The following is a 22,703-nucleotide window of genomic DNA, read 5'->3' on the forward strand; positions in this document are numbered from 1 at the left end:
AAGCCGCCGCGTTCCGCTCACGGCGACGACGCATCCCCCTGCATATGCCCCTTCCCATGTTCCAGGAAGGCGCGCAGCATCCACGCATTCTTCTCATGCACCTCCATGCGGGTGGTCAGCATGTCCGCCGTCGGGAAGTCGTCGATCTCGTCCGCGATCTTGACCCCGGCGCGCAGGCTGCGGACCAGGATTTCCTGGCCTTCCACCAGCTGGCGGATCATCTCGCGCGGATCCGGCACGCTCGGTTCCTCCGTGATGCTCGACAGTTCCGCATAGCGCTTGTAGGTGCCGGGCGCATAGTGGCCCAGGGCGCGGATGCGCTCGGCGATGTCGTCCAGCGCGTTCCACAGCTCGGTGTACTGTTCCTGGAACATCACGTGCAGGGTCTGGAACATGGGCCCGGTCACGTTCCAATGGAAGTTGTGCGTCTTCAGGTAGAGCATGTAGCTGTCCGCCAGCACTTTCGAGAGCGACTCCACGATCTTCGCGCGGTCGTCGGTGCTGATGCCGATATCGATGTCCATCGTGCTTCCTCCTTGATGTCGAAGAACTAACAGCTTAGCACTGGCGTGGGGATCCTGCCGGGATGCATCCCGGTTCAATAGCGGGCCGATGGCCAATTGTTGGTCGATAGCCTTGGCACGTCATTGCCGCCAGTGGCGGGAATGACGGGTCGGGGGCGGGGCTACTGCGGACGCACCAGGCCTTCGAGCACAGCCCGTGTCGCCGGCGGAATCGGCACCGGCCGATTCGTCTCCCGGTCCACATACACGTGCACGAAGTGCCCGGCAGCCGCCGGCGTCTCGCCGTCGTTGCGATACAGCGCGATCTCGTAGCGCACGCTGGAATTGCCCAGCTTCGTTACCCGGATCCCGGCGTGCACGGTGTCCGGGAAGGAGATCGAGCTGAAGTAGGAGCAGCCCGTTTCCACCACCAGCCCGACCACCGTATCCTTGTGGATGTCGAGCACGCCCTGTTCGATCAGGTAGCGGTTGACCGCCGTGTCGAAGAAGCTGTAGTAGTTGACGTTGTTGACATGCCCGTAGCTGTCGTTGTCCATCCAGCGCGTCGGCATGGCGAGGACGTGGGCGAAGGCGCTACGGGGCGTGTCACGCATCGGCAATCCTGTCAGTGGGTGCGGCCGCTCGGCGGCATCAGGGTCTGCACCGGGCTTTCGGTGCTGAACAGCTGGGCGCAATCCACCTTGTCGAAGGAGTAGTGCTTGCCGCAGAAGTCGCAGTTGATGCCCAGCTCGCCCAGTTCGGCCAGGGCGGAATCGACTTCTTCCTTGCCCAGCATCTTGAGCATGTTGCCGACCTTGTCGCGGTTGCAGCTGCAGTGGAACTCCGGGTGCGCCGGGTCGAACACGCGGATCGTCTCTTCCCAGAACAGGCGCTGGAGCAGGGTCTGGATGCCGGTGGTGAGCATCTCGTCGCGCTTCAGGGTGCGGCCCAGCATGACGGCGCGGTTCCAGGTTTCCAGGTCTTCCGCTTCGGTGGCCTGCTTGGTCTGGCCTTCCACGCCGCTGTGGCGCGGGAGCTTCTGCAGCAGCAGGCCGCGCGCGATCTTGTCGTCGGCCGCCAGCCACAGGTGGGTGTCCATCTGCTCCGAACGCAGCATGTAGTTCTCGATCACGGTCGCCATGTCGGCGCCGTCGAGCGGCACCACGCCCTGGTAGGGCTGCTGGCCCGGCACCTTGTCGACCGGGTCGAGGGTGATCACGAAGCGGCCCTTGCCGTGCACGTTGAACAGGTCCTGCAGGCTGGCGTCATCCGGCACCTCGGCGTCCGGGGCCAGCTTGGCGGTGGCGCGCATGCGCAGCTGGGCGTCGCATTCGACCACCAGCAGGCGCACCGGGCCGTCGCCATGCACCTGCATGACGATGGAACCGTTGAACTTCAGGTTGGCCGACAGCAGGGAGGCCGCGGCGACCATCTCGCCCAGCACCGTGCGCACCGCCTTGGGATAGGCGTGGCGCGCCTGGATCTCGCGCCAGGTGTCCGAAATCTCGACCAGCTCGCCGCGCACGGCGGCGTTGTCGAAGATGAATTTTTGCAGGGTATCCCTGGTGTCTTGAGTCGTCATTTTTATCCGATTTTCTTGAGCTGCGCCTTGAACAGCTGGCCGCGCGCCACATAGCTGGCGGCGCTGCCCTGCAGGCGCGTTACGTCTTCTTCCGTGAGGGTGCGCACCACCTTGGCGGGCGAACCGAGGATCAGCGAGTGGTCCGGAAATTCCTTGCCTTCGGTGACCAGGGCGCCGGCGCCGACCAGGCAACCCTTGCCGATCTTCGCGCCGTTCAGCACCACGGCCTGGATACCGATCAGCGAGCCGTCGCCCACCGTACAGCCATGCAGCATCGCCTGGTGGCCGATGGTCACGTCCTTGCCGATCGTGAGCGGGTACCCCATGTCGGTGTGCATCACCGTGCCTTCCTGGACATTGCTGTTCTCGCCGATGGTGATACGCTCGTTGTCGCCGCGGATCGTCGCGCCGAACCAGACCGAGGCGTTCGCCTCGAGGGTCACCTTGCCGATCAGGGTTGCCGAATCGGCCACGAAAGCCGACGCATCGATCTCGGGCGCATGCTCGCCCAGCTGGTAAATCGCCATGGATGTGCTCGCGGAGGGTTGAAATACCGCTATTTTAACTCCTGCGCTTTCGCATCGTCCGACTGGCGGCAGATGGGGGCGGAGCAAGCGAAATCAACCGTTCCCCGATATAATAATGCGAACGACCGTACTATTTCTTGAGGCAGCATGACACCGTCCCGATCCGAATTCCTCAGCGTGCGCGGCCTGCGCACTCACGTCCGCCACTGGGGCCGCGAAGGCGCCCCCAAGCTCTTCATGCTGCACGGCTGGATGGACGTGTCCGCTTCCTTCCAGTTCGTGGTCGATTGCCTGCAGGGCGACTGGCATGTGATCGCGCCGGACTGGCGCGGCTTCGGCCTGACCGAGGCGACGCATTCGGACACCTACTGGTTCCCCGACTACGTGGCCGACCTCGACGCCATCCTCGACCAGTACGCGCCAGGCCAGGCGGTGAACCTGCTCGGCCACAGCATGGGCGGCAACATCGCCGGCATCTATGCCGGCGTGCGCCCGCAGCGCGTGGGCAAGCTGATCAATCTGGAAGGCTTCGGCCTGCCGGGCACGCGGCCGGGCCAGTATCCGGGGCGCGTGGCGAAGTGGCTGGACGAAGTGCGCAGCCCGCCCGGCATGCGCGGCTACGCCAGCCTGGCCGAGGTGGCGGGGCGCCTGCGCAAGACCAATCCGCGCCTTTCCGAAGAGCGGGCGGCCTTCCTGGCCGGGCACTGGTCGGCGCAGGGCGAGGATGGGCAGTGGCGCATCCTGGCCGATCCGGCGCACAAGATGCATGGGCCGCTGCTGTACCACGTCGAGGAGATCATGGCCTGCTGGAGCGCGATCACGGCGCCTGTGCTGTGGGTCGAGGCGGAGGAGACCGACATGTGGCGCTGGATGGGGCCCGAGGAACAGGCGAGGGCGGAGATCGACCGGCGCATGGGGCATTTGCGCGAGGTGAAGGCGCGCATGATTCCGGAGGCGGGGCATATGTTGCATCACGATCAGCCGGAGATGCTGGCGGGGATGGTGGAGGAGTTCTTGGTGGGTGGTGAAAGCTGACGTTGTTGCCGTTCCAGCAAGCTTGGGTCCCCGCCTGCGCGGGGATGACGTTGTTTGAGTGCACCTTTAGCCCAAATCCCGCCATCCCCGCGGAGGCCGGAACAATCCCACTGGCTTTGTTCCGGTTAAGTTCTGCGCGAACACCGTCAACTCCGTTGCATCCACCCCACCCCTAAATTGCCCACCGGCAACGCCTGTGCTACAGTCCACCCCGACCGCGCGCATCCCGGACGCGCAATAATTCAGACTGAACAGGATAGACCATGGGTATTCGAGCCGGCCTTGCGCTCGCCGGTGCACTCTTGACGACAGCGTGCGCCGTCCCTTACAGCCCGGCCCCCGTGGCCACCAATTTCCCCAGCACCCAGCAGGCCAAGCTCCAGGCAGCCGCGCACTGGGGCGTGATCGCCCGCCACATGGCGAAGGAAATGGGCCCGACCTTCAAGGTCAATGCGCGCCGCGCCTTCTATGTCGCGCCCCAGCAGGGCTCGACCTTCAACCAGGCCGTCGCCACCCACCTCGTCACCGCGCTGGTCAACGAGGGCTACACCGTCGTCAAGCGACCCGATCCGGGCGTGCTCAAGGTCGAGCTCGACACGCAAGTGGTGGCTTTCTCGGCCAAGCGCCCGCAATACAAGTTCGCCGGCGAGCGCACCGCCCTGGTGGCGGGCGCCTGGGTGCTGACCGGGATCGACCACACGATCGAATGGCTGGCCAGCGCCGCCATCGCGACCGAGGACGCGTATGGCTGGTTCCGCTCGCAGTTCGCCACCGGCGCCACGCCGAAGACCGAAATCATCGTGACCCTGTCGGTGGCCGACGACCAGCGCTACTATGCCCGTACCACCTCGGTCTATTACACGGTCGACGCGGACCGCGCGCTCTACGACGCCGCCTTCCAGCCGACCAAGACCTTCGTCGTCCGCGACCGTTGAGAACCGCCATGCGCCTGCCGAAACCGATTTGCGCTGTCTTTCGCACTGCTTTGTTGGTCCTCCCGCTGATGCTGGGCGGCTGCGCCAGCACTGAGGAAGACACCAACTACACCTCCGTCTCCGCCAATGCCTTCGTGGCCGCCAACTACCGCGCGGCCGACGCGCTGGCGGCCCAGCTCAAGGGCAAGCTGGCGGACGACAAACCCCTCATCATGGCCACCGTGGTCAACATCGACGCCCTCGAGCAGACCTCGATGCTGGGCCGCCTGGTGTCCGAGCAGGTCTCGACCCGCCTCGCCCAGGGCGGCATGAAGATGCTCGAGATGAAGCTGCGCAACAGCGTCTATCTCAAGCGCAACCAGGGCGAACTGATGCTCACGCGCGAGATCGGCGAAGTGGCCAGCACCCACAATGCCCAGGCGGTCGTGGTCGGCTCGTATGCCGAAACGCGCGACGCCATCTTCATCAACATGAAGGTGATCCAGCCGACCACCAACCTGGTCCTCGCCGGCCACGATTACGTGCTCGCGAAAGAGGGTACCGTCCGCTCCATGCTGCAGTCCTATTGACGCCGACGAGCGCCGGCAAAGCGCGTACAATGCTTTGCTTTAGAACGCATCATCCGTTTGCCGGCCCATGTTGAAAGTCGATCTCCACTGCCATTCCAATGTCTCCGACGGTGTGCTCGCACCGGCCGCCGTGGCGGCCTATGCGCGCAAGAGCGGCGTCGACGTCTGGGCCCTGACCGACCATGACGAAGTGGGCGGGATCAAGGCGGCGCGCAATGCCGCGCGCGACCTGGGCATGCGGTTCGTGGCGGGCGTCGAGATCTCGGTGACCTGGGCCAACGAGACCGTGCACATCGTCGGTCTGCAGATCGACGAGGACAACCGCGCCCTGGTCGACGGCCTGGCCGCGACCCGCAATGGCCGCGAAGCCCGCGCCCGCGAGATTTCCGCCCAGCTCGAGCAAGCCGGTATTTCCGGCGCCTACGAGGGCGCCCTCAACTACGTCGGCAATCCGGACCTGATCTCGCGCACGCATTTCGCACGCTACCTGGTCGAGATCGGCGTATGCGGCTCGACCCCGGAGGTGTTCCGGCGCTACCTCACCGAAGGCAAGCCGGGCTATGTGCCGCACCGCTGGGCCTCGCTGGAAGACGCGGTGGGCTGGATCCGCGGCGCCGGCGGCATTCCCGTGATCGCCCACCCGGGGCGCTACAAGTTCAGCGATACGGCGCAGGGCGTGCTGTTCGACGAGTTCCGCCAGCTGGGCGGCAATGCCATCGAGGTGGTGACCGGCAGCCATACGCCCGACCAGTACGGGACCTACGCCGAGCTGGCGCGGCGCTACGGCTTCCTGGCCTCGCGCGGCACCGATTTCCACGCGCCCGGCGAGTCGCGGATCGAATTCGCCGAGCTGCCGCCGCTGCCGGCCGGGCTGACGCCGGTCTGGCACGACTGGGCCTGAGCCCCATGTGTGTGTCCGGCAAGTTCCGCACAGTTTTGCACCGCGCCGAAAATAAATCCGAAATAATTAGGTGAAACGCCGCGGGTCCTGTATCTTCAATCGGGCACTACATCAAGTCGTCTTCGTTGGTCTCTTTCCCGTCTTGCCCTTGGGCAGTCCTGTTTGATTCTCTTCTTCGTACCCGCTTGCTTGGACGTGCATTCCGGCATTTTGCCCAATTCACTCAAGGTATACTTCAACATGACTACTCAAACCGGCACCGTCAAATGGTTCAACGATTCCAAGGGCTTCGGCTTCATCACGCCTGACGCCGGCGGTGGCGACCTGTTCGCCCACTTCCAGGACATCCAGGCACAAGGCTTCAAGAGCCTGTCCGAAAACCAGCGCGTGTCCTTCGAACGCGCCGCCAGCCCGAAGGGCGAGAAGGCCAGCAATATCCGCCCGATCTAAGATCCAGGCGCCGCCGGATGCGTCCAGCGTCCGGACGACTAGAAGCCCGCTTCGGCGGGTTTTTTCGTTTTCAGTCCCAGTAGCGGTCGAGCATGGCCTTGACGCTGGTGCCGTGCACGACGATCGACAGGATGATCACGGCCAGCGTGATCGTGACGAGCTCGCGCGCCAGCGCCGAGGGCACGCCGTGGTTGATGGCGTACATCAGGTAGTAGATCGACCCGATCCCGCGCACGCCGAACCAGGCGACGATGGCGGTCTCGCGCGCGCCGGTCCTCGAGCCCGCGAGGCTCAGCATGACGCTGAGCGGACGCGCGACGAAGATCAGGAAGGCCGCCGTCAGCCAGGCCTGGAGCGAGAACAGGGCCGGCGTCATCGCGCCGCCCAGCAGCAGTACCAGCCCCAGCTCGGACAGGCGCTCGAGGTGCTCCTTGAACACCAGGCTGCCCTGGCTGACCGTGGCCTGGCCGCTGGCGCCGGCGTCGCCGTGCACCAGGCCATGCCCGTCCGGCGGCGCTTCGGTCAGCCGCCATTCGGTCTGGCGCAGGGCCACGCCGGCGAAGAACACGGCCAGGAAGCCCCAGCCGCCGGCCAGCAGGGCGATGCCATAGGCCAGGGCGATGAGTCCCAGCCCAAGCAGGTCGTCGAGCAGCTGGTGGCTGGGGTGGTGGCGCCGGATCAGATAACTGCAGCCTGCCATCCCGGCCCCGCACAGCAGGCCGATGCCGACCCCGCTCAGGCTGGCCAGCAGGGCGTCGCGCCACAGCCAGCGCGCCAGGTCGGGCGCGTCCGCGCCGATCAGGAGCAGACCCAGGACCACGAAAGGGAAGGCGGTGCCGTCGTTCATGCCGGCTTCGCAGGTCAGGGCGAAGCGCAAGGGATCCTTGTCGCCCGCATGGCGCAGCTGCACGTCGGTGGCGAGCACCGGATCGGTCGGCGCCAGGATGGCGCCGAGCAGGATGCCCGCCCCGAGCGACATCCCGAGGATGGCGGTGGCGAACACCGCGCACAGGGCCACCGACATGCCCATCGCCAGCACCGCCAGGCGCAGCGACACGGTCCAGCGCCGCAAGCTGAAGGGCACCGGCAGCTTGACCCCGGCCGAGAACAGCGAAATCAGGATCGCGATTTCGGTCAGGCTCTCGAGCAGGACCGCTTCGCGCAAGGGATCGAAGGCGAACACGCCCAGTACCGCCGGGCCGAGCACGATGCCGATCAGCAAGTAGATGCTGGCGGAGGTGAAGGGCAAGTGGGCGATGGTGGAGCCCCACAGGCCGCGCGCGAGCATCAGGCTGCCGATCAGGACAAACCAGTGGGCGATCTCCATGGGACTCCTGCCGGGGCTCGGCGATGCGGATCTCCATGGTACGCGTCATCGCTTCCGAAGGACGCACGGGCGAAATCTCAAAAATATCGCTTGAAATACTCCGCATATACTCCATCTGGAGTATAGATTAAAGGAGTGAGACATGAAGCTCGTAGCATCGCAACAAAAACTGCCCGACAGCGACAAGGTCACCGTCAATGTCGGCCTGGTCGACCTGGCCCAGCTCGACTTGCTGGTCGACGAAGGGTTTTATTCGAACCGCACCGATTTCGTGCGCACCGCAATCCGCAACCTGCTGCAGGTGCATGCGGAAACCATCCGGCAAACCATCGTGCGCAAGCGCTATGTGATGGGCATGCACCGCTATTCGCGCCGCGAGCTCGAGCAGGTCGTGGCCAGTGGCCAGCAACTGGACATCCAGGTGCTGGGACTGGCCGTGATCGAGGACGACGTCGACGCCGAACTGGCGCGCGCGGCCATCGCCTCGGTCCAGGTACTTGGCGCCTTCGTGGCGCCCCCCGCCGCCAGGGAAGCCCTGGCGGACCGCATCCATACTTAGAAGGACAGGCATGAAACCACTAGACCGCTTTATCTCCCAGATGGTGGAGTCGGCCCGGCTCGCGCAGACGCAGGACGCGTCGGCAGCCACGGCATTGATCCAGAAGGCGCTGGCCGAATCCGGCCTGCTGCCGCAGGGAGGCCTGCCCCAGGCGCCCATGGCGCCGGCGGCGCCCTTCGTCGACCTGAACCAGGTGCCCGGCTGGCATGCCGGCACCAGCCGCAGGCATGGCCGCGGCGCAGTACATGCACCGCACCCCTCCCGCCATCGCGCACATACGGACGCGCAGGCGCCGGGACGCTTCGTCGGCGGCAGCTTCAGCTGCGCCGCGGGCGCCCGCCGCTACAAGCTCTACATCCCGGCGCGGCCGGCGCAGGGGCCGCGTCCCCTGGTCGTGATGCTGCACGGCTGCACGCAGAACCCCGACGACTTCGCCACCGGCACCGCCATGAATGCGCTGGCCGAGGAGCATGGCTGCCTGGTGCTCTACCCGGAGCAGGACAAGGGCGCGAACCACAACGGCTGCTGGAACTGGTTCGAGCCGGCCCACCAGGGCCGGGAGCGCGGCGAACCCGCCATCCTGGCCGGCATGACCCGCCAGGTGATCGGCGAGCATGGGGGCGATCCTGCGCGCGTATATGCGGCCGGGCTCTCGGCCGGCGGCGCGATGGCGGCCATCCTCGGCGCCGATTATCCCGAGCTGTACGCGGCGGTCGGCATCCACTCCGGCTTGCCGGCCGGAAGCGCGAAGGACATGATGTCGGGGCTCAAGGCGATGCGCGAACCGGGCAAGGGCCGCAAGCTGCGCCAGGGCGTGCCGGCCATCGTGTTCCACGGCGACGCCGACCACCTGGTCAATCCCGGCAACGGCGAGGCCGTGCTGGCCCAGTTCCTGAAGCCGCACGGCGTCGAGCTGCAACAGCACACCGAGGCACACGACCATGCGGGACGCCGCTGCACCCGTCACACCTGGCGCGACGGCGCGGGCCGCTCCGTGGTGGAACACTGGCAGCTGCACGGCGCCGGCCACGCCTGGTCCGGCGGCAACCCGGCCGGCTCGCACACCGATGCCGCGGGACCGTCCGCGTCCGCCGAAATGCTGCGTTTCTTCCTGGCCCAGCACGGATGAGCTCAGCGCTGCCGCCAGGCCCTTGATTTTTCCGTAATGCAGCCCAATCTTGGCAGCCTGTCATCCACGCTGCCAGGAGACCGGCCCATGAAACGCATCGTCCTCTTCCTTGCCACCAACCTCGCCGTGGTGCTGGTGGTGTCGCTCGTGCTGAACCTGCTCGGTGTGGGCCGGGCCGTGACGGGGCAGGGCATCGACGTCGGCGCGCTGGCCATGTTCTCGCTGGTGGTGGGCTTCACCGGTTCTTTCATTTCGCTCCTGCTGAGCAAACCCATGGCCAAGTGGTCGACCGGCGCGCGCGTCATCGACCAACCGGCCAACTCGACCGAAATGTGGCTGGTCGATACCGTGCGCCGCCTGTCCGAGCGCACCGGCATCGGCATGCCGGAAGTCGCCGTCTACGAGGGCGAACCGAACGCCTTCGCCACCGGCGCCTTCAAGAATTCCGCCCTGGTGGCTGTCTCCACCGGCCTGCTGCAGGGGATGGACCGCGAGGAGGTCGAAGCGGTACTCGGCCACGAGGTGGCCCACATCGCCAACGGCGACATGGTCACGCTGACCCTGATCCAGGGCGTCGTGAATACCTTCGTGGTCTTCCTGGCGCGCGTGGTCGGCTACTTCGTCGACAAGATCCTGCTGCGCAGCGAAGGTGAGCGTCCCGGCATCGGCTACATGGTCACCGTGTTCGTCTGCGAGATCGCCTTCGGCATCCTGGCCTCGATCATCGTCGCCTGGTTCTCGCGCAAGCGCGAGTTCCGCGCCGACGCCGGCTCGGCCAAGCTGCTGGGCAGCCCGGTGCCGATGCAGCATGCGCTGGCCCGCCTCGGCGGCCTGGCGCCGGGCGCGCTGCCGCAGTCGATGGCCGCTTCCGGCATTTCCGGCAGCGGCGGCGGCTGGGGCGCCCTGTTCTCGACCCACCCGCCGATGGAGCAGCGCATTGCCGCGCTCCAGTCGCTGCGCTGATCCGCTACACTTGAATCCTGATGAGCCAATACTTCCAGATCCATCCCGAGAACCCGCAAGCGCGCCTGATCAAGCAGGCGGCGCAAATCGTCGGCGCGGGCGGCATCATTGCCATTCCCACCGATTCGGCCTATGCGCTGGTCTGCCGCCTGGACGACAAGGCGGCCGTGGAAAAGCTGCGCCGCATCCGCGGCGTCGACGAGAAGCACCACCTGACCCTGCTGGCGCGCGACCTGTCCGAGATCGCGCTCTATGCGCGCGTCGACAACACCCAGTACCGGCTGCTGAAGGCCACCATGCCCGGGCCCTATACGGTGATCCTGGAAGCCACGCGCGAGCTGCCGCGCCGCCTGTCCCACCCCTCGCGCAAGACCATCGGCCTGCGCGTGCCCGAAAACCGCATCACCCTGGCGCTGCTCGAGGAACTGGGCGAACCGCTGATCGGCACCACCCTGCAGCTGCCGGGCGACGATCACATGCTGTCCGATCCGGAAGAGGTGCGCGAGCGCCTGGACAAGCAGATCGAGCTGGTGATCGACGGCGGCGCCGGTACGCTGGAGCCGACCACCGTGGTCGATCTCACCGGCCCCTCGCCCGAACTGGTGCGCGAGGGCAGGGGCGACCCGTCCGTCTTCGGCCTCTGAAGCCGTCTTCCTCCCACCGGCCGCCCGGCGGCCGCTCTGTTAGAATCCCCCCATGGATGCTGAACTAATACGTAACATCGCAGTCTATGCACTGCCCGTTCTTTTTGCGATTACCCTGCACGAAGCCGCCCACGCCTACGCCGCCAAGTACTTCGGCGACAACACCGCCTATGCACAGGGGCGCATGAGCCTCAACCCCCTGGTGCACATCGACGTGTTCGGAACGATTATTCTTCCCATCGTCCTGTACCTGACGACGCCTTTCGTCTTCGGCTACGCCAAGCCGGTGCCGGTCGAGTTCGGCCGCCTGCGCAATCCCAAGAAGCAGATGGCCTGGGTGGCGCTGGCCGGTCCCGCGGCCAACTTCGTGATGGCTTTCCTGTGGCTGCTGCTCAGCGTCCTGCTGGTGCTGTTCCAGGTAGGAGAGGCGTTTCCGCGCGAGGTGGCGAAGGCCGGTGTCTTCGTCAACCTGCTCATGTTCGCCTTCAACCTGGTGCCGATTCCGCCGCTGGACGGCGGCCGCATCCTGACCAGCATGCTGCCGCATCACCTGGCCTACAAGTTCGCACGCATCGAGCCGTATGGCTTCTTCATCGTGCTCGGGCTGCTGTATTTCGGGGCCCTGGCCTACTGGGTGGGGCCGCTGATGGCCATCGCCAATTTCGTGATCCGGCTGCTGGTCACGCCGCTGACCATGTTCCTCGGCTAAGCCATGTACCCCGACCGCGTCGTCTCCGGCATGCGCCCGACCGGCGCGCTGCACCTGGGGCACTACCACGGGGCACTGAAGAACTGGATCCGGGTGCAGGCGGAGCATCCCTGCCTGTTCTTCGTCGCCGACTGGCACGCGCTGACCACGCACTACGACGATCCCGGCATCGTCGAGCGCAGCACCTGGGACATGGTGGTCGACTGGCTCGCCGCCGGCATCGACCCGTCGCAGGCGACCATCTTCATCCAGTCCAAAGTGCCCGAGCACGCCGAACTGCACCTGCTGCTGTCGATGGCCACGCCGCTCGGCTGGCTCGAGCGGGTTCCTTCTTACAAGGACCAGATCGACAACCTGGCGCACAAGGATCTGGCCACCTACGGCTTCCTCGGCTACCCGCTGCTGCAGGCGGCCGACGTCCTGATCTACCGCGCCAGCACCGTGCCGGTGGGCGAGGACCAGCTGCCGCACGTCGAGATGATGCGCGAGCTCGCGCGCCGCTTCAATCACATCTACGGCAAGGAAAAGGGCTTCGAAGAGAAGGCCATTGCGGCCGTCAGGAAGCTGGGCAGCAAGCGCGCCAGGCTGTACCTGGAACTGCGCACCGCCTACCACCAGGAAGGGGAGGTCGACGCCCTCGCGCAGGCGCGCGCCATGCTGGACGATGCGGGCAGCCTGTCGCATATCGACCGCGAGCGCCTGTTCGGCTACCTCGAAGGCAGCCGCCGCATCATCCTGGCCGAGCCGCAGGCCCTGCTGACGCAGTCCTCGCGGCTGCCGGGGCTGGACGGCCGCAAGATGTCCAAGAGCTACGGCAACGCGATCGCGCTGCGCGAGGAGCGCGACAGCGTGGTCAGGAAGATCCGCACCATGCCGACCGACCCGGCGCGCGTGCGCCGCACGGATGCCGGAGATCCGGCCCGCTGCCCGGTGTGGCAGCTGCACGAGGTGTATTCGGACAGCGCCACCCGCGACTGGGTGGTGAAGGGCTGCACCAGCGCCGGCATCGGCTGCATCGAGTGCAAGCAGCCCGTCATCGACGGCGTGCTGGCGGAACAGGAACCGATGCACGAACGCGCCCAGCCTTACCTGGACGATCCTACTTTGGTGCGCGCGATCGTGGCCGACGGCTGCGACAAGGCGCGCCGCCTGGCCCAGGAAACGATGCGCGACGTGCGCGAAGCGATGGGGATCGCCTATACATGAACACGAACTCGCCAATCAACATGATGAACCTGGCGGCTTCGCCATGGGTGGCGCGCTTCGCGCCCATCGTTCCCGAGGGCGACGTGCTGGACCTGGCCTGCGGCACGGGGCGCCACACCCGCCTGCTGGCGGCGCTCGGCCATCCGGTGCTGGCGCTGGACCGCAAGCCCGAGGCGCTGGCCGCGGCGGCCGGCCCCGGGGTCACGACCATGGCGTATGACCTCGAGGACGGTTCGCCCTGGCCCTTCGAGGCGGGGCGCTTCGCCGCCATCGTGGTCACCAATTACCTGTACCGCCCCTTGTTCGCGCAGCTCGCCGCGAGCCTGCGCCCGGACGGTATCCTGATCTACGAAACCTTCGCGCAGGGGAACCAGGTCTACGGCAAGCCTTCGAACCCGGATTTCCTGCTGGCGCCCGGAGAGCTGCTGGCGCTGGCGGCGGATGGCGGCCTGCAGGTGCTGGCCTATGAGGACGGCCACGTCGAGACGCCGCATCCCGCCCAGGTGCAGCGCCTGTGCGCGGCGGGCCGGGCATTCGGGAAATCCGAGGCGAGGCTCGACCATATTGTGGTCAGGAATGAACCATGACGGCGGGCGATCCGCTACAATCAGACTTTTATTTACCCGCACGGTCCAAAGATTATGATTAAGGGCAGCATCGTAGCAATCGTCACCCCGATGTTCGAAGACGGCAGTCTTGACCGCGACTCCCTGCGCAAACTGCTCGACTGGCACATCGCGGAAGGCACCGACGCCATCGTCATCGTCGGCACGACGGGCGAATCGGCGACCGTTTCTCCGGAAGAGCACTGCGAACTGGTGAAGCTGGCGGTCGACCACGTCGCCGGCCGCATCCCGGTCATCGCCGGCACCGGCGGCAATTCGACCGTCGAAGCGATCGCGCTGACGCGCCACGCCAAGGAAGTGGGCGCCGACGCCTCGCTGCAGGTCGTGCCCTACTATAACCGTCCGACGCAAGAGGGCATGTACCGCCACTTCCGCACCATCGCGGAAGCCGTCGACCTCCCGATCATCCTGTACAACGTGCCGGGCCGCACCGTGGCCGACATGGCCAACGAGACCATCGCGCGCCTGGCGCAGGTGGACAATATCGTCGGCGTCAAGGACGCCACCGGCAACATCGGCCGCGGCATCGAACTGCTGCGCATGGTCGACAAATCCTTCGGCGTCTATTCCGGCGACGACGCCACCGCCATGGCCCTGCTGTTCTGCGGCGGCGCCGGCAACATCTCGGTGACCGCCAACGTCGCCCCGCGCGCCATGCACGAACTGTGCAAGGCCGCCATGGCCGGCGATATCGCGCGCGCCATCGAGATCAACAACCGCGTGCTGGACCTGCACGGCAAGCTGTTCATCGAACCGAACCCGGTGCCGGTGAAGTGGGCGCTGGCCGAGATGGGCAAGATGCCGGCCGGCCTGCGCCTGCCGCTCGCGCCGCTGTCCGCGCAATACCACGAGACCGTGCGCGCCGCCCTGGTGGCCGCAGGCGTCCATCCACAGTCCTGAATCCGCAAGGATTCGGGTTCCTAGTATCTGACATCGAACGACATGACTATTCGCAAGAAAACGACCCTGGTTTCCGCTCCCGCCGCCGGCCGCGCGCTGACGCTCACCGCGCTCGCACTCAGCCTGGCAGCCTGCACCACCGTGTTCGAATCGGACAAGGTGGATTACCGGGGTGCCAAGAAGGCCGCGGCGCTCGAAGTGCCGCCGGACCTGACCCAGCTGCAGCGTGACAACCGCTACGCCGTTCCGGACGCCAAAGGCGTCGCCACCGCCTCCGGCTTCCAGCAGTCGCGCGGCCAGCAGATGGCGGCCCCGGTGGCCGGCTCGACCGAAGCCGTCGGCCCGGTCTCGAGCGACGCCGTGCGCATCGAGCGCGCCGGCGACCAGCGCTGGCTGGTGGTCAAGCAGACCCCGGAACAGCTGTGGCCGCAACTGCGCCAGTTCTGGGAAGACAACGGCTTCGCCATCGAGTCCGAGTCGGCCACGACCGGCACCATGGAAACCAACTGGGTCGAGAACCGTTCGAAGATCCCGCAGGACTTCCTGCGCAATGCCATCGGCAAGGTGTTCGACCGCGCCTATTCGACCGGCGAGCGCGACAAGTTCCGCACCCGCCTGGAGCGCCTGCCGGACGGCTCGACCGAGATCTACGTGAGCCACCGCGGCGCCGAGGAAGTGCTGACCGGCGCCCAGAAGGAAACCACGGTCTGGACCGTGCGTCCGAACGACCCGGGCCTGGAATCGCAGTTCCTGGGCCGCATGGTGGCCCACCTGACCGGCACCAAGGACGTCAAGACCGCCGAGACGACCGTCGCCAACGCGCCGCTGCAGCCGCAGCACGCCAAGCTGGTGGGCGACAAGGTGGAAGTGGACGAGGGCTTCGACCGCGCATGGCGCCGTGTCGGCCTGGCGCTGGACCGCGTCGGCTTCACCGTCGAAGACCGCGACCGCGTGCAGGGCATCTACTTCGTGCGCTACGTCGATCCGGAAGCGACCAGCAAGGAAGGCTTCTTCAAGCGCCTGTTCACCTTCGGCGACGACGAGAAGGCCAAGGAAGCGCAGCGCTACCGCGTGCTGGTCAAGGCCGCGCAGGGCGCCAGCGTGAGCGAAGTGACGGTGCAGAGCAATGACGGCAAGCCGGATACGTCGCCGACGGCGGCCAGGATCCTGAAGCTGCTGAATGACGAGCTGAAGTAATCGGCTTCGTCATCGAATGAAAAACCGGCCTGATGGGCCGGTTTTTTTATGCTTTGGCGGTACCCGTGAACCTGGGTTCCGGCCTTCGCCGGAACGACGTGCATGGGCTTGCCACTGGTCGTTGAGCCGTCATCCCGGCGAAGGCCGGGATCCAAGTTCAACGGCCAGCGAAGAGTCACACAAGGTACAGACGAAAAAAAACCGGCCCGCAGGCCGGTTCCTGAATCAGAAAAATTCTGATTACTGCTTGGCGGCTTCAGCAGCGGTCGAAGCAGCAGCCGAAGCGGCAGCAGCCGAGTCAGCAGCGGCCGAAGCAGCTTGCGAAGCAGCAGCGGCAGCGTCAGCAGCCGGAGCAACGGTAGCGTCAGCAACCGGAGCGGCCGGAGCAGCAGCGGTGTCAGCCGGAGCAGCGACAGGAGCTTCGGTGGTTGCTGGGGTTGCAGGTGCTTCTTCTTTCTTGCTGCAAGCAGCCAGAGCAACAGCCATCAGGGAAACGATCAGCAGGGATTTTTTCATGATTTTCCTTAATTTCTAAAAGTAGTACTGCTTGTTGCGAATAATAATTACCGGTAATTATTGCTCGGCGGAATTCTCGTGCTTCAAAAATAGCAATACTGCCATATAGGCAACGGAACCTTCCTGACCTGATATTATAGCCAAATTTACTGAATCGCAATAGCGAACTCATGCTGCAGTGAAAGTATTTTATGAAGAGTTAAGCTTCATATTGTTACAAGATGCAACCGCAGCCGAAATCGCTGTTTTTTAAGCAATTTTCTGATCTACAGACCGGTCGTCGTCGGCTGCAGCACAACCTGGGATTCCTCCCAAATCGCCGCGAACCGGTGCTCCGGCACATCGCAGGCCTCCTCCGAATGGAAGACCGCTTCACCGCGCAGGTGGTCGCTATGGAAGCGCCGCACCACGTGCCTGCCGTCCCCGATACAGAAGGAATCCGTCAGCGTGCGCAGGCCGCGCCGGGTCTGGCGGCATTCGCACAGGTGGCCGTAGTCGCGCAGCAGGCGCAGGAAGCGCGGATAGTGGCGCTCGATGCGGGAAGGATCGTGCAGCGCCAGGCGCAGCCGGCCGCCGTCCGCCAGGAAGGCGCGCAGGGCGGCGTCCACGTCCGGCGCGCCCAGGGGAAAAACGTCGAAATCCGGATCGAACAGCTCCAGCAGCGTGCTCGACGCCGCCAGGCAGGCGCGGAACTGCGCCTCGCACTCGCGGCGGGTGTCGAAACGGACAGTGAGCGCTTCGTCCATGGTCTTCCTCGTCTGGCTGCTTAGCCGAGTTCGAGCCAGCCGTCCTGGTACCAGGTGTACAGGGCGTCCAGCACGTCGTCGGTGGCGCCTTCGACCTGCGCGCCGCTCAGGCGGCGCTCGTTGGCCAGCACGTCCAGCACCGCCTTGTCGGCGCGGCCGACGGCGAAGGACTCGCCGTTGATGAAGACGTGCTTGCCACGGTAGAGCATCAGGGTCTTGCTCGAGAGTTTCACGCCCCGCTTGGCCGCCGCTTCCATGAAGCGGCCCACGACCAGCGGCTTGGCCGGGCCGGTGAAGAACACGTTGTGCTTGGGCTCGGACATGTGCTCGCCCAGGAAGATGGTCACGTCTTCCTCGTCCCAGCGCACCTTGTTGAGTTCCTCGGTGATGCTGGACAGCATCTCGCGCGGGATCTCGGCCGGGTTCTTGGCCGGCTGCAGCCCGGGGTCGGCATAGCGGCCGGGCAGGTCGATCGAGTCTGCCATGAACTGCAGGAAGGCTTCGCCCAGTTCCTGGAACGACGGCGAGCGGAAACCGATCGAATAGGTCATGCATTCGCCCTCGGCCACGCCGTCATGGGCGTAGTGCGGCGGCAGGTAGAGCATGTCGCCCGGCTCCAGCACGAATTCTTCTTCCGGTTCGAAGTTCGCGAGGATCTTGAGCGGCAGGCCTTCGACCAGGCTCAGGTCTTGCTGGGCGCCGATGCGCCAGCGGCGCTTGCCCTGGGCCTGGAGCAGGAACACGTCATAGGAGTCGAAGTGGGGACCGACGCCGCCGCCGTCGCTGGCGTAGCTGATCATCAGGTCGTCCAGGCGCGCATCCGGCACGAAGCGGAACTGGCGCAGCAGTTCGTCGGCGCGCTCGTCGTAGAGATTGGCGCCCTGGACCAGCATGGTCCAGCCGGCTTCGCCGCGGTCCGGCAGCTCGGCCAGCGGACCGTGCTGCATGTCCCACTGGCCGCCGCGCTGGGTGACCAGGCGCGACTCGACATGGTTCAGGCGGGCCAGTTCGGCCAGCCTGTCGAACTTGAGCAAAGGCTTGAAACCAGGAATGGCCTGGCGGATCAGGAGGGGTTTCTTGTGCCAGTAATCGCGCAAGAACTGAGCGGGAGTAATATCCCCAAGAAGCTGTAATTTTTTCATGCGCCATTATAACCATCGGAGCGGGGCGGTATCCGCGTCCAGGGGTATAATCCGCACCTTACAACGAAAGGATGTGCGATGAAGATTGCCAAGGATACGGTCGTGACGGTGAACTACAAACTGTCGGACGCGCAAAACAACCTGATCGAAGAAGGTTCGCAGCCGATGGTCTACCTGCACGGCGGCTATGAAAATACCCTGCCGAAGATCGAAGAAGAGCTCGACGGCAAGGAAGCGGGCTATTCGTCCACGATCCAGGTGGAACCGGAAGACGCATTTGGCGACTATGATCCCGCGCTGGTGAAAGTCGAAGAGCGCAACCGCCTGCCGGAGCCGATCGAAGTCGGCATGCAGTTCGAAGGCATGGCCGAAGGCGCCGACGAAGAACCGACCATCTTCACCGTGACCGAGATCGCCGAGGACAAGGTCGTCCTGGACGGCAACCACCCGCTGGCCGGCATGGCCTTGCGTTTCGACCTGTCGGTGGTCGACGTGCGCGCGGCGACCGCGGAAGAAGTGCAGCACGGCCACGTGCATGGCCCGCATGGCCATCATCACGGCCATGAAGAAATGGAAGACAGCGAAGAGGGCGATCACTTCCGCAGCCAGCCGCTGCAGTGATGCTTGGGTGCGTCGTGGCTTGTCCCGTTCAGAGGGACGGCTGCGATTCGCGCTAACTGCTAGGTACGAACTTGGGTCCCCGCCTGTGCGGGGATGACGGTTTTGGGGTAGGTGGCGAAAAGCAAACGTAAGCTTGGGGCCGCGCCCTGCAAACGTCATCCCCGCGAAGGCGGGGACCCAAGTTTGCTTGAGCAGCCGCGAGCCTCAACGACTACCGCTTCGCGTCACCCACACTGAACACCGCGCCGTCCTTCGACGACACCTCCACCTCCACAGCCTTCTCCCCGACCGAAAGCTGCCCCAGATTCCCCCGCCATTCGATCACCGGCTGCTTGCCCTTGAGCGCGCCGCTGTCGACCAGCAGCACCTTGCCCTTGAACTTGCCCGCCCGCGCCTGGATCTGGCGCCGCGTCTCGGCGAACCCGTCCTGCACCGCCGGCTCGCGGCGCAGCAGGCCGCGCAAGCCCTTGGCTTCTTCCTGCAGCAGCGGCCTGGCGTCGCCCTCGGCGAACAGCACCAGCGCCTCCGCCTTGTCGTTGCGCGCGATGGCGAACAGGCGGTTCAGCCAGAAGCGGTTGGCCACCATGCGGTCTTCGTATTCGCTGTTGCGGCCCGCCGCCGGCAGGAAGTGGTTGTTGCCGGCGGGGAGGTTGATGGTGGCGTACACCACCTTGCCGACCTGCCAGTGCGCGTTCTCCGCATAGCTGCGAAAACGCGGGCTGGTGGACAGGCGCGAAACGGGCAGCTTGTCCTCGCCCAGCGAGGTAGGCTCGCCGTAGAGCAGTTCGCGTAGCCGGTTCAGGCGTTCGATCGCATTGGTGCGCCCAGCCGAGTTGCGGCAGCCGGTCCAGTCGCTGCCGGCCAGTGAGACGATCACTGGACGCCGCGCGCCGTCGACCAGGTCGCGCCGCTTTTGATACAGGCGGTCGCCGCAGCTTTCCTTGTCGCCCTTGATGCCGGTGAGGACCACGAAGTCCAGCGACTTCTCCGAGGTCTCCTTCAGTGCCCGCTTGAGGCGGTCTTCGCCCTCGTCCCCGGCCAGCTTGGCCGCGCTGTTGCCGACGAAGGCGAATTCGTGCGCCGTCTCGTCCTTCGGGTCTTTCTTGTCGCGCGCGGCCGCCGGCGCTGCGAGCAGCAGCGCGGCGAGCACGGAAGAGAGAAGGACGGACGGGCGCGGTATCGGCATCAGGCGGCGAGGCGCTTGAGCTCGTAGAGGCGTTCGAGCGCTTCGCGCGGGGTCAGCGCATCCGGATCGATGGCGGCCAGCGCATCGCGCAGGCCGTCGTCGAGCGGGGCTTCATGTGCGGACGGCGCCGCTTCATCAAGCTCTTCGCTTGGCGCCGCGAACAGGTCGAGCTGGGGCGTGGTGTCCAGCGCCTGCGCCTCGAGGCGCGCCAGGTGCTTGCGCGCGGCCTTGATCACGGCGGGCGGCACGCCCGCCAGCTGGGCCACCTGCAATCCGTAGCTTTGCGAGGCCGGGCCTTCCTGCACCGCGTGCAGGAACACGATGCTGTCCTTGTGCTCCACCGCCGACAGGTGCACGTTGACCGCGCTCGGGTGGGTCTCGGGCAGCTGGGTCAGCTCGAAGTAGTGGGTCGCGAACAGGGTAAAGCTGCGGCTCGATTCGATCAGGTGGCGGGCGATGGCCCAGGCCAGGGCCAGGCCGTCGAAGGTCGAGGTGCCGCGGCCGACTTCGTCCATCAGCACCAGCGAATGCTCGGTGGCGCCGTTGAGGATGGCGGCCGATTCGGTCATCTCCACCATGAAGGTGGAGCGGCCGTTGGCCAGGTCGTCGCTGGCGCCGATGCGGGTGAAGATGCGGTCGATCGGGCCAATGGCCGCACTGGTCGCCGGCACGTAGCTGCCGACGTAGGCGAGCAGGGTGATCAGGGCCACCTGGCGCATGAAGGTCGATTTACCGCCCATGTTCGGGCCGGTGATCAGCAGCAGGCGGCGGTCGTTCGACAGGCGGCAGTCGTTGGCGATGAAGCGCTCGATCTGGTTCTCCACCACCGGGTGGCGGCCTTCCACGATGCTCAGGCAAGGCTCGCTCACCAGCTGCGGCGCGCACCAGTTGTTGCGCAGCGCGTGGCTGGCCAGGGCCACCAGCGTGTCGATCTGGGCCAGGCCGCGCGCGATGGTCTGCAGGCAGCCGATGTGCGGGGCCAGGTCGTTCAGAAGCTGGTCGTACAGCAGCTTCTCGCGCGCCAGCGCGCGGTCCTGGGCCGACAAGGCCTTGTCCTCGAAGGCCTTGAGTTCCGGGGTGATGTAGCGTTCGCAGTTCTTCAGGGTCTGGCGGCGGCGGTAGTCGTCCGGCACCTTGTCGGCCTGGCCGTTGGTGACCTCGATGTAGAAGCCATGCACCTTGTTGTACTCGACGCGCAGGTTGGCGATGCCGGTGCGGGCGCGTTCGCGGGTCTCGAGGTCGACCAGGAACTGGCCGGCGTTTTCGGAAAGGGCGCGCAGCTCGTCCAGCTCGGCGTCGAAGCCGCGTGCGAACACGCCGCCGTCGCGCACCATCGCCGCGGGTTCTTCCATGATCGCGCGCATCACCAGGTCGAGGCAGGCCTCGGGCGTGGCGAGGTCGTCGTGGATTTCGCGCAGCAGGCAGGAGTCGCCGGGGATGAAGCAGCGCGCCACCTGCTGGCGCAAGGCCGGCAGCTGCTGCAGGCCGTCGCGCAGGCTGGCCAGGTCGCGCGGGCGCGCCGACAGCAGCGCGATGCGCGTGGTGATGCGTTCGATGTCCGGCACCTGGGCCAGGGTGGCGGACAAGCCGCCGCAGGCATCCGCCTGGAGCAGGGCCTCGAGCGACTGGTGGCGCGCACGGGCGACGTTCTGGTCGCGGCGTGCATGGTGCAGCCAGTGGCGCAGCAGGCGCGAGCCCATCGCGGTGCGGCAGCCGTCGAGCAGCGAGAACAGGGTCGGCGACTCCTGGCCGCGGATGGTCTCGGTCAGCTCCAGGTTGCGGCGGGTTGCGGCGTCCAGGCCGATATATTCATTTTCCTGTTCGCAGGTGAGGCTGCGCACGTGCTGCAGGCCGCGGCCCTGGGTCGACAGCGCATAGCGCAGCAGCGCGCCGGCCGCGCCGAAGGCGGCGCCCAGGCCGTCCGCGCCGAAGCCGGTGAGGGTGGCGACGCCCAGCTGCTCGAGCAGGGCTTGGTGGCCCTTGACCACGTCGAAGTGCCACTCCGGCACGCGCTGAGTATGGGTAAACTGCGGCACGCCCGGCGCCTCGTCGAACAGTTCGGCGCCGTCGGCGCGCAGGATCTCGGCCGGCGCGATGCGCTCCAGCTCATGCGCCAGGCGCTGCTCGACGGTACGCTGCTCGCCGGAGAATTCCATCAGGCGCAGCGCGCCGCTGGCCAGCGACAGCCAGGCCAGGCCGGCGGTGACGGTCTTGCGCTCCTTGAACAGGTAGAGGGCCAGCAGCGGACGTTCGGCCTTTTCGGGCAGCAGGTCGGAATCGGTCAGGGTGCCGGGCGTGACCACGCGCACCACCTTGCGCTCCACCGGGCCCTTGCTCAGGGCCGGGTCGCCGATCTGCTCGCAGATCGCGCAGGATTCGCCCAACTTGACCAGCTTGGCCAGGTAACCGTCCAGCGAGTGGAAGGGCACGCCCGCCATCTTGATCGGATTGCCGCCCGAGGCGCCGCGCGCGGTCAGGGTGATGCCGAGCACGCGGGACGCCTTTTCGGCATCCTCGAAAAACAGTTCGTAGAAATCGCCCATGCGGTAGAACACCAGCATGGTCGGGTAGTCGGCCTTGATGCGCAGGTACTGCTGCATCATTGGGGTGTGTTTGTTATTGCCGTGTTCTGCAACTCGTTGATCTAGCGGCATTTGTTCTGCTAAGTCCATGTTCTATAAGGATATCTAGGCGCGCGCCTGGCAGCTCGGCTTTGGTCTCGACACTCCA

At 66.0% G+C, this 22,703-nt stretch carries 25 protein-coding genes; 15 read left to right on the forward strand and 10 right to left on the reverse strand.

Annotated features, from left to right (window positions below; translation table 11 throughout):
• Positions 1-17: 17 nt before the first annotated feature.
• From V7778_RS16450 to V7778_RS16465, 4 genes are all read right to left on the reverse strand, one after another.
• On the reverse strand, positions 18-524 hold the full coding sequence (locus V7778_RS16450) for a Dps family protein (RefSeq protein WP_335557209.1): 507 nt from the start codon (positions 522-524) through the stop codon (positions 18-20).
• Positions 525-685: 161 nt separating this feature from the next.
• Positions 686-1,117 (reverse strand): acyl-CoA thioesterase, encoded by a 432-nt coding sequence (locus tag V7778_RS16455; RefSeq protein ID WP_335557210.1) that lies wholly within the window; start codon positions 1,115-1,117, stop codon positions 686-688.
• Positions 1,118-1,128: 11 nt separating this feature from the next.
• On the reverse strand, positions 1,129-2,085 hold the full coding sequence (gene hslO, locus V7778_RS16460) for an Hsp33 family molecular chaperone HslO (protein ID WP_335557212.1): 957 nt from the start codon (positions 2,083-2,085) through the stop codon (positions 1,129-1,131).
• A gap of 2 nt (positions 2,086-2,087) precedes the next feature.
• Entirely contained in the window at positions 2,088-2,612 is a 525-nt protein-coding gene (locus V7778_RS16465) for a gamma carbonic anhydrase family protein (RefSeq protein WP_335557214.1), read from the reverse strand.
• 147 nt (positions 2,613-2,759) lie between these two features.
• Between V7778_RS16465 and V7778_RS16470 the strand changes: the two genes are divergently transcribed.
• The 5 genes from V7778_RS16470 to V7778_RS16490 all read left to right on the forward strand — a co-directional run bounded on the left by V7778_RS16470 (position 2,760) and on the right by V7778_RS16490 (position 6,502).
• A complete protein-coding gene (locus tag V7778_RS16470; RefSeq protein ID WP_335557216.1) occupies positions 2,760-3,647 on the forward strand; it encodes an alpha/beta fold hydrolase in 888 nt (295 codons plus the stop codon).
• A 263-nt stretch (positions 3,648-3,910) separates the two neighbouring features.
• The gene (locus tag V7778_RS16475) at positions 3,911-4,582 is read left to right on the forward strand and encodes a hypothetical protein (protein WP_335557218.1); all 672 of its coding nucleotides are present in this window, start codon (positions 3,911-3,913) and stop codon (positions 4,580-4,582) included.
• Positions 4,583-4,590: 8 nt separating this feature from the next.
• Positions 4,591-5,151, forward strand: coding sequence for a FlgO family outer membrane protein (locus V7778_RS16480; RefSeq protein WP_442920731.1), 561 nt, complete (start codon positions 4,591-4,593; stop codon positions 5,149-5,151).
• A gap of 67 nt (positions 5,152-5,218) precedes the next feature.
• On the forward strand, positions 5,219-6,052 hold the full coding sequence (locus V7778_RS16485) for a 3',5'-nucleoside bisphosphate phosphatase (RefSeq protein ID WP_335557223.1): 834 nt from the start codon (positions 5,219-5,221) through the stop codon (positions 6,050-6,052).
• A 240-nt stretch (positions 6,053-6,292) separates the two neighbouring features.
• Positions 6,293-6,502 carry a cold-shock protein gene (locus V7778_RS16490; protein ID WP_211518821.1) on the forward strand — a complete coding sequence of 70 codons (210 nt, stop codon included), beginning with the start codon at positions 6,293-6,295 and terminating at the stop codon, positions 6,500-6,502.
• 70 nt (positions 6,503-6,572) lie between these two features.
• Here the strand turns inward: V7778_RS16490 and V7778_RS16495 are convergent, their stop codons facing one another.
• The gene (locus V7778_RS16495; protein ID WP_335557225.1) at positions 6,573-7,829 is read right to left on the reverse strand and encodes a cation:proton antiporter; all 1,257 of its coding nucleotides are present in this window, start codon (positions 7,827-7,829) and stop codon (positions 6,573-6,575) included.
• Between the two features lie 142 nt (positions 7,830-7,971).
• Between V7778_RS16495 and V7778_RS16500 the strand changes: the two genes are divergently transcribed.
• The 9 genes from V7778_RS16500 (at position 7,972) to bamC (ending at position 15,762) form a co-directional block, all read left to right on the forward strand.
• Positions 7,972-8,388 carry a CopG family transcriptional regulator gene (locus tag V7778_RS16500; protein ID WP_335557226.1) on the forward strand — a complete coding sequence of 139 codons (417 nt, stop codon included), beginning with the start codon at positions 7,972-7,974 and terminating at the stop codon, positions 8,386-8,388.
• A gap of 10 nt (positions 8,389-8,398) precedes the next feature.
• Positions 8,399-9,517 carry an extracellular catalytic domain type 1 short-chain-length polyhydroxyalkanoate depolymerase gene (locus V7778_RS16505; RefSeq protein WP_335557228.1) on the forward strand — a complete coding sequence of 373 codons (1,119 nt, stop codon included), beginning with the start codon at positions 8,399-8,401 and terminating at the stop codon, positions 9,515-9,517.
• An 87-nt stretch (positions 9,518-9,604) separates the two neighbouring features.
• The gene (htpX, locus tag V7778_RS16510) at positions 9,605-10,480 is read left to right on the forward strand and encodes a protease HtpX (protein WP_335557230.1); all 876 of its coding nucleotides are present in this window, start codon (positions 9,605-9,607) and stop codon (positions 10,478-10,480) included.
• Between the two features lie 20 nt (positions 10,481-10,500).
• Positions 10,501-11,124 (forward strand): L-threonylcarbamoyladenylate synthase, encoded by a 624-nt coding sequence (locus V7778_RS16515; protein WP_335557232.1) that lies wholly within the window; start codon positions 10,501-10,503, stop codon positions 11,122-11,124.
• A 52-nt stretch (positions 11,125-11,176) separates the two neighbouring features.
• The gene (locus V7778_RS16520) at positions 11,177-11,833 is read left to right on the forward strand and encodes a site-2 protease family protein (protein WP_335557234.1); all 657 of its coding nucleotides are present in this window, start codon (positions 11,177-11,179) and stop codon (positions 11,831-11,833) included.
• A 3-nt stretch (positions 11,834-11,836) separates the two neighbouring features.
• Positions 11,837-13,039 carry a tryptophan--tRNA ligase gene (locus V7778_RS16525; protein ID WP_335557236.1) on the forward strand — a complete coding sequence of 401 codons (1,203 nt, stop codon included), beginning with the start codon at positions 11,837-11,839 and terminating at the stop codon, positions 13,037-13,039.
• The gene (locus tag V7778_RS16530; protein ID WP_335557238.1) at positions 13,036-13,626 is read left to right on the forward strand and encodes a class I SAM-dependent methyltransferase; all 591 of its coding nucleotides are present in this window, start codon (positions 13,036-13,038) and stop codon (positions 13,624-13,626) included. Before V7778_RS16525 ends, V7778_RS16530 begins: the two co-directional genes overlap by 4 nt.
• A 54-nt stretch (positions 13,627-13,680) precedes the next feature.
• Positions 13,681-14,565 (forward strand): 4-hydroxy-tetrahydrodipicolinate synthase, encoded by an 885-nt coding sequence (dapA, locus tag V7778_RS16535; RefSeq protein ID WP_335557240.1) that lies wholly within the window; start codon positions 13,681-13,683, stop codon positions 14,563-14,565.
• Between the two features lie 42 nt (positions 14,566-14,607).
• Positions 14,608-15,762: an outer membrane protein assembly factor BamC gene (bamC, locus tag V7778_RS16540; protein WP_335557241.1), complete on the forward strand. Its 1,155-nt coding sequence runs from the start codon at positions 14,608-14,610 to the stop codon at positions 15,760-15,762.
• Positions 15,763-16,002: 240 nt separating this feature from the next.
• Here bamC and V7778_RS16545 read toward each other — a convergent pair whose 3' ends face one another.
• From V7778_RS16545 to V7778_RS16555, 3 genes are all read right to left on the reverse strand, one after another.
• Positions 16,003-16,278, reverse strand: a complete 276-nt coding sequence (locus V7778_RS16545) for a hypothetical protein (protein WP_335557243.1) — start codon at positions 16,276-16,278, stop codon at positions 16,003-16,005.
• A gap of 266 nt (positions 16,279-16,544) precedes the next feature.
• Complete coding sequence (locus V7778_RS16550; protein ID WP_335557245.1) at positions 16,545-17,024, reverse strand: DUF7931 domain-containing protein; 480 nt, start codon at positions 17,022-17,024, stop codon at positions 16,545-16,547.
• 20 nt (positions 17,025-17,044) lie between these two features.
• On the reverse strand, positions 17,045-18,166 hold the full coding sequence (locus tag V7778_RS16555; protein WP_335557247.1) for a cupin domain-containing protein: 1,122 nt from the start codon (positions 18,164-18,166) through the stop codon (positions 17,045-17,047).
• A gap of 78 nt (positions 18,167-18,244) precedes the next feature.
• Here V7778_RS16555 and V7778_RS16560 point away from each other — a divergent pair, with 78 nt between their 5' ends.
• Entirely contained in the window at positions 18,245-18,787 is a 543-nt protein-coding gene (locus V7778_RS16560; protein ID WP_335557249.1) for an FKBP-type peptidyl-prolyl cis-trans isomerase, read from the forward strand.
• A gap of 211 nt (positions 18,788-18,998) precedes the next feature.
• Here the strand turns inward: V7778_RS16560 and V7778_RS16565 are convergent, their stop codons facing one another.
• Entirely contained in the window at positions 18,999-19,973 is a 975-nt protein-coding gene (locus V7778_RS16565) for a hypothetical protein (protein WP_335557251.1), read from the reverse strand.
• Complete coding sequence (gene mutS / locus V7778_RS16570; RefSeq protein WP_335557252.1) at positions 19,973-22,576, reverse strand: DNA mismatch repair protein MutS; 2,604 nt, start codon at positions 22,574-22,576, stop codon at positions 19,973-19,975. Before mutS ends, V7778_RS16565 begins: the two co-directional genes overlap by 1 nt.
• Positions 22,577-22,703: the final 127 nt, after the last annotated feature.

The organism is Massilia sp. DD77, from assembly GCF_036961685.1.
Taxonomy (GTDB): Bacteria; Pseudomonadota; Gammaproteobacteria; order Burkholderiales; family Burkholderiaceae_D; genus Telluria.

What these genes read in the sequence shown, in the direction of transcription:
- V7778_RS16450 (WP_335557209.1), bottom strand. Translation starts at nt 524, where the DNA reads ATGGACATCGATATCGGCATCAGCACCGACGACCGCGCGAAGATCGTG.
- V7778_RS16455 (WP_335557210.1), bottom strand. Translation starts at nt 1,117, where the DNA reads ATGCGTGACACGCCCCGTAGCGCCTTCGCCCACGTCCTCGCCATGCCG.
- hslO (WP_335557212.1), bottom strand. Translation starts at nt 2,085, where the DNA reads ATGACGACTCAAGACACCAGGGATACCCTGCAAAAATTCATCTTCGAC.
- V7778_RS16465 (WP_335557214.1), bottom strand. Translation starts at nt 2,612, where the DNA reads ATGGCGATTTACCAGCTGGGCGAGCATGCGCCCGAGATCGATGCGTCG.
- V7778_RS16470 (WP_335557216.1), top strand. Translation starts at nt 2,760, where the DNA reads ATGACACCGTCCCGATCCGAATTCCTCAGCGTGCGCGGCCTGCGCACT.
- V7778_RS16475 (WP_335557218.1), top strand. Translation starts at nt 3,911, where the DNA reads ATGGGTATTCGAGCCGGCCTTGCGCTCGCCGGTGCACTCTTGACGACA.
- V7778_RS16480 (WP_442920731.1), top strand. Translation starts at nt 4,591, where the DNA reads ATGCGCCTGCCGAAACCGATTTGCGCTGTCTTTCGCACTGCTTTGTTG.
- V7778_RS16485 (WP_335557223.1), top strand. Translation starts at nt 5,219, where the DNA reads ATGTTGAAAGTCGATCTCCACTGCCATTCCAATGTCTCCGACGGTGTG.
- V7778_RS16490 (WP_211518821.1), top strand. Translation starts at nt 6,293, where the DNA reads ATGACTACTCAAACCGGCACCGTCAAATGGTTCAACGATTCCAAGGGC.
- V7778_RS16495 (WP_335557225.1), bottom strand. Translation starts at nt 7,829, where the DNA reads ATGGAGATCGCCCACTGGTTTGTCCTGATCGGCAGCCTGATGCTCGCG.
- V7778_RS16500 (WP_335557226.1), top strand. Translation starts at nt 7,972, where the DNA reads ATGAAGCTCGTAGCATCGCAACAAAAACTGCCCGACAGCGACAAGGTC.
- V7778_RS16505 (WP_335557228.1), top strand. Translation starts at nt 8,399, where the DNA reads ATGAAACCACTAGACCGCTTTATCTCCCAGATGGTGGAGTCGGCCCGG.
- htpX (WP_335557230.1), top strand. Translation starts at nt 9,605, where the DNA reads ATGAAACGCATCGTCCTCTTCCTTGCCACCAACCTCGCCGTGGTGCTG.
- V7778_RS16515 (WP_335557232.1), top strand. Translation starts at nt 10,501, where the DNA reads ATGAGCCAATACTTCCAGATCCATCCCGAGAACCCGCAAGCGCGCCTG.
- V7778_RS16520 (WP_335557234.1), top strand. Translation starts at nt 11,177, where the DNA reads ATGGATGCTGAACTAATACGTAACATCGCAGTCTATGCACTGCCCGTT.
- V7778_RS16525 (WP_335557236.1), top strand. Translation starts at nt 11,837, where the DNA reads ATGTACCCCGACCGCGTCGTCTCCGGCATGCGCCCGACCGGCGCGCTG.
- V7778_RS16530 (WP_335557238.1), top strand. Translation starts at nt 13,036, where the DNA reads ATGAACACGAACTCGCCAATCAACATGATGAACCTGGCGGCTTCGCCA.
- dapA (WP_335557240.1), top strand. Translation starts at nt 13,681, where the DNA reads ATGATTAAGGGCAGCATCGTAGCAATCGTCACCCCGATGTTCGAAGAC.
- bamC (WP_335557241.1), top strand. Translation starts at nt 14,608, where the DNA reads ATGACTATTCGCAAGAAAACGACCCTGGTTTCCGCTCCCGCCGCCGGC.
- V7778_RS16545 (WP_335557243.1), bottom strand. Translation starts at nt 16,278, where the DNA reads ATGAAAAAATCCCTGCTGATCGTTTCCCTGATGGCTGTTGCTCTGGCT.
- V7778_RS16550 (WP_335557245.1), bottom strand. Translation starts at nt 17,024, where the DNA reads ATGGACGAAGCGCTCACTGTCCGTTTCGACACCCGCCGCGAGTGCGAG.
- V7778_RS16555 (WP_335557247.1), bottom strand. Translation starts at nt 18,166, where the DNA reads ATGAAAAAATTACAGCTTCTTGGGGATATTACTCCCGCTCAGTTCTTG.
- V7778_RS16560 (WP_335557249.1), top strand. Translation starts at nt 18,245, where the DNA reads ATGAAGATTGCCAAGGATACGGTCGTGACGGTGAACTACAAACTGTCG.
- V7778_RS16565 (WP_335557251.1), bottom strand. Translation starts at nt 19,973, where the DNA reads ATGCCGATACCGCGCCCGTCCGTCCTTCTCTCTTCCGTGCTCGCCGCG.
- mutS (WP_335557252.1), bottom strand. Translation starts at nt 22,576, where the DNA reads ATGATGCAGCAGTACCTGCGCATCAAGGCCGACTACCCGACCATGCTG.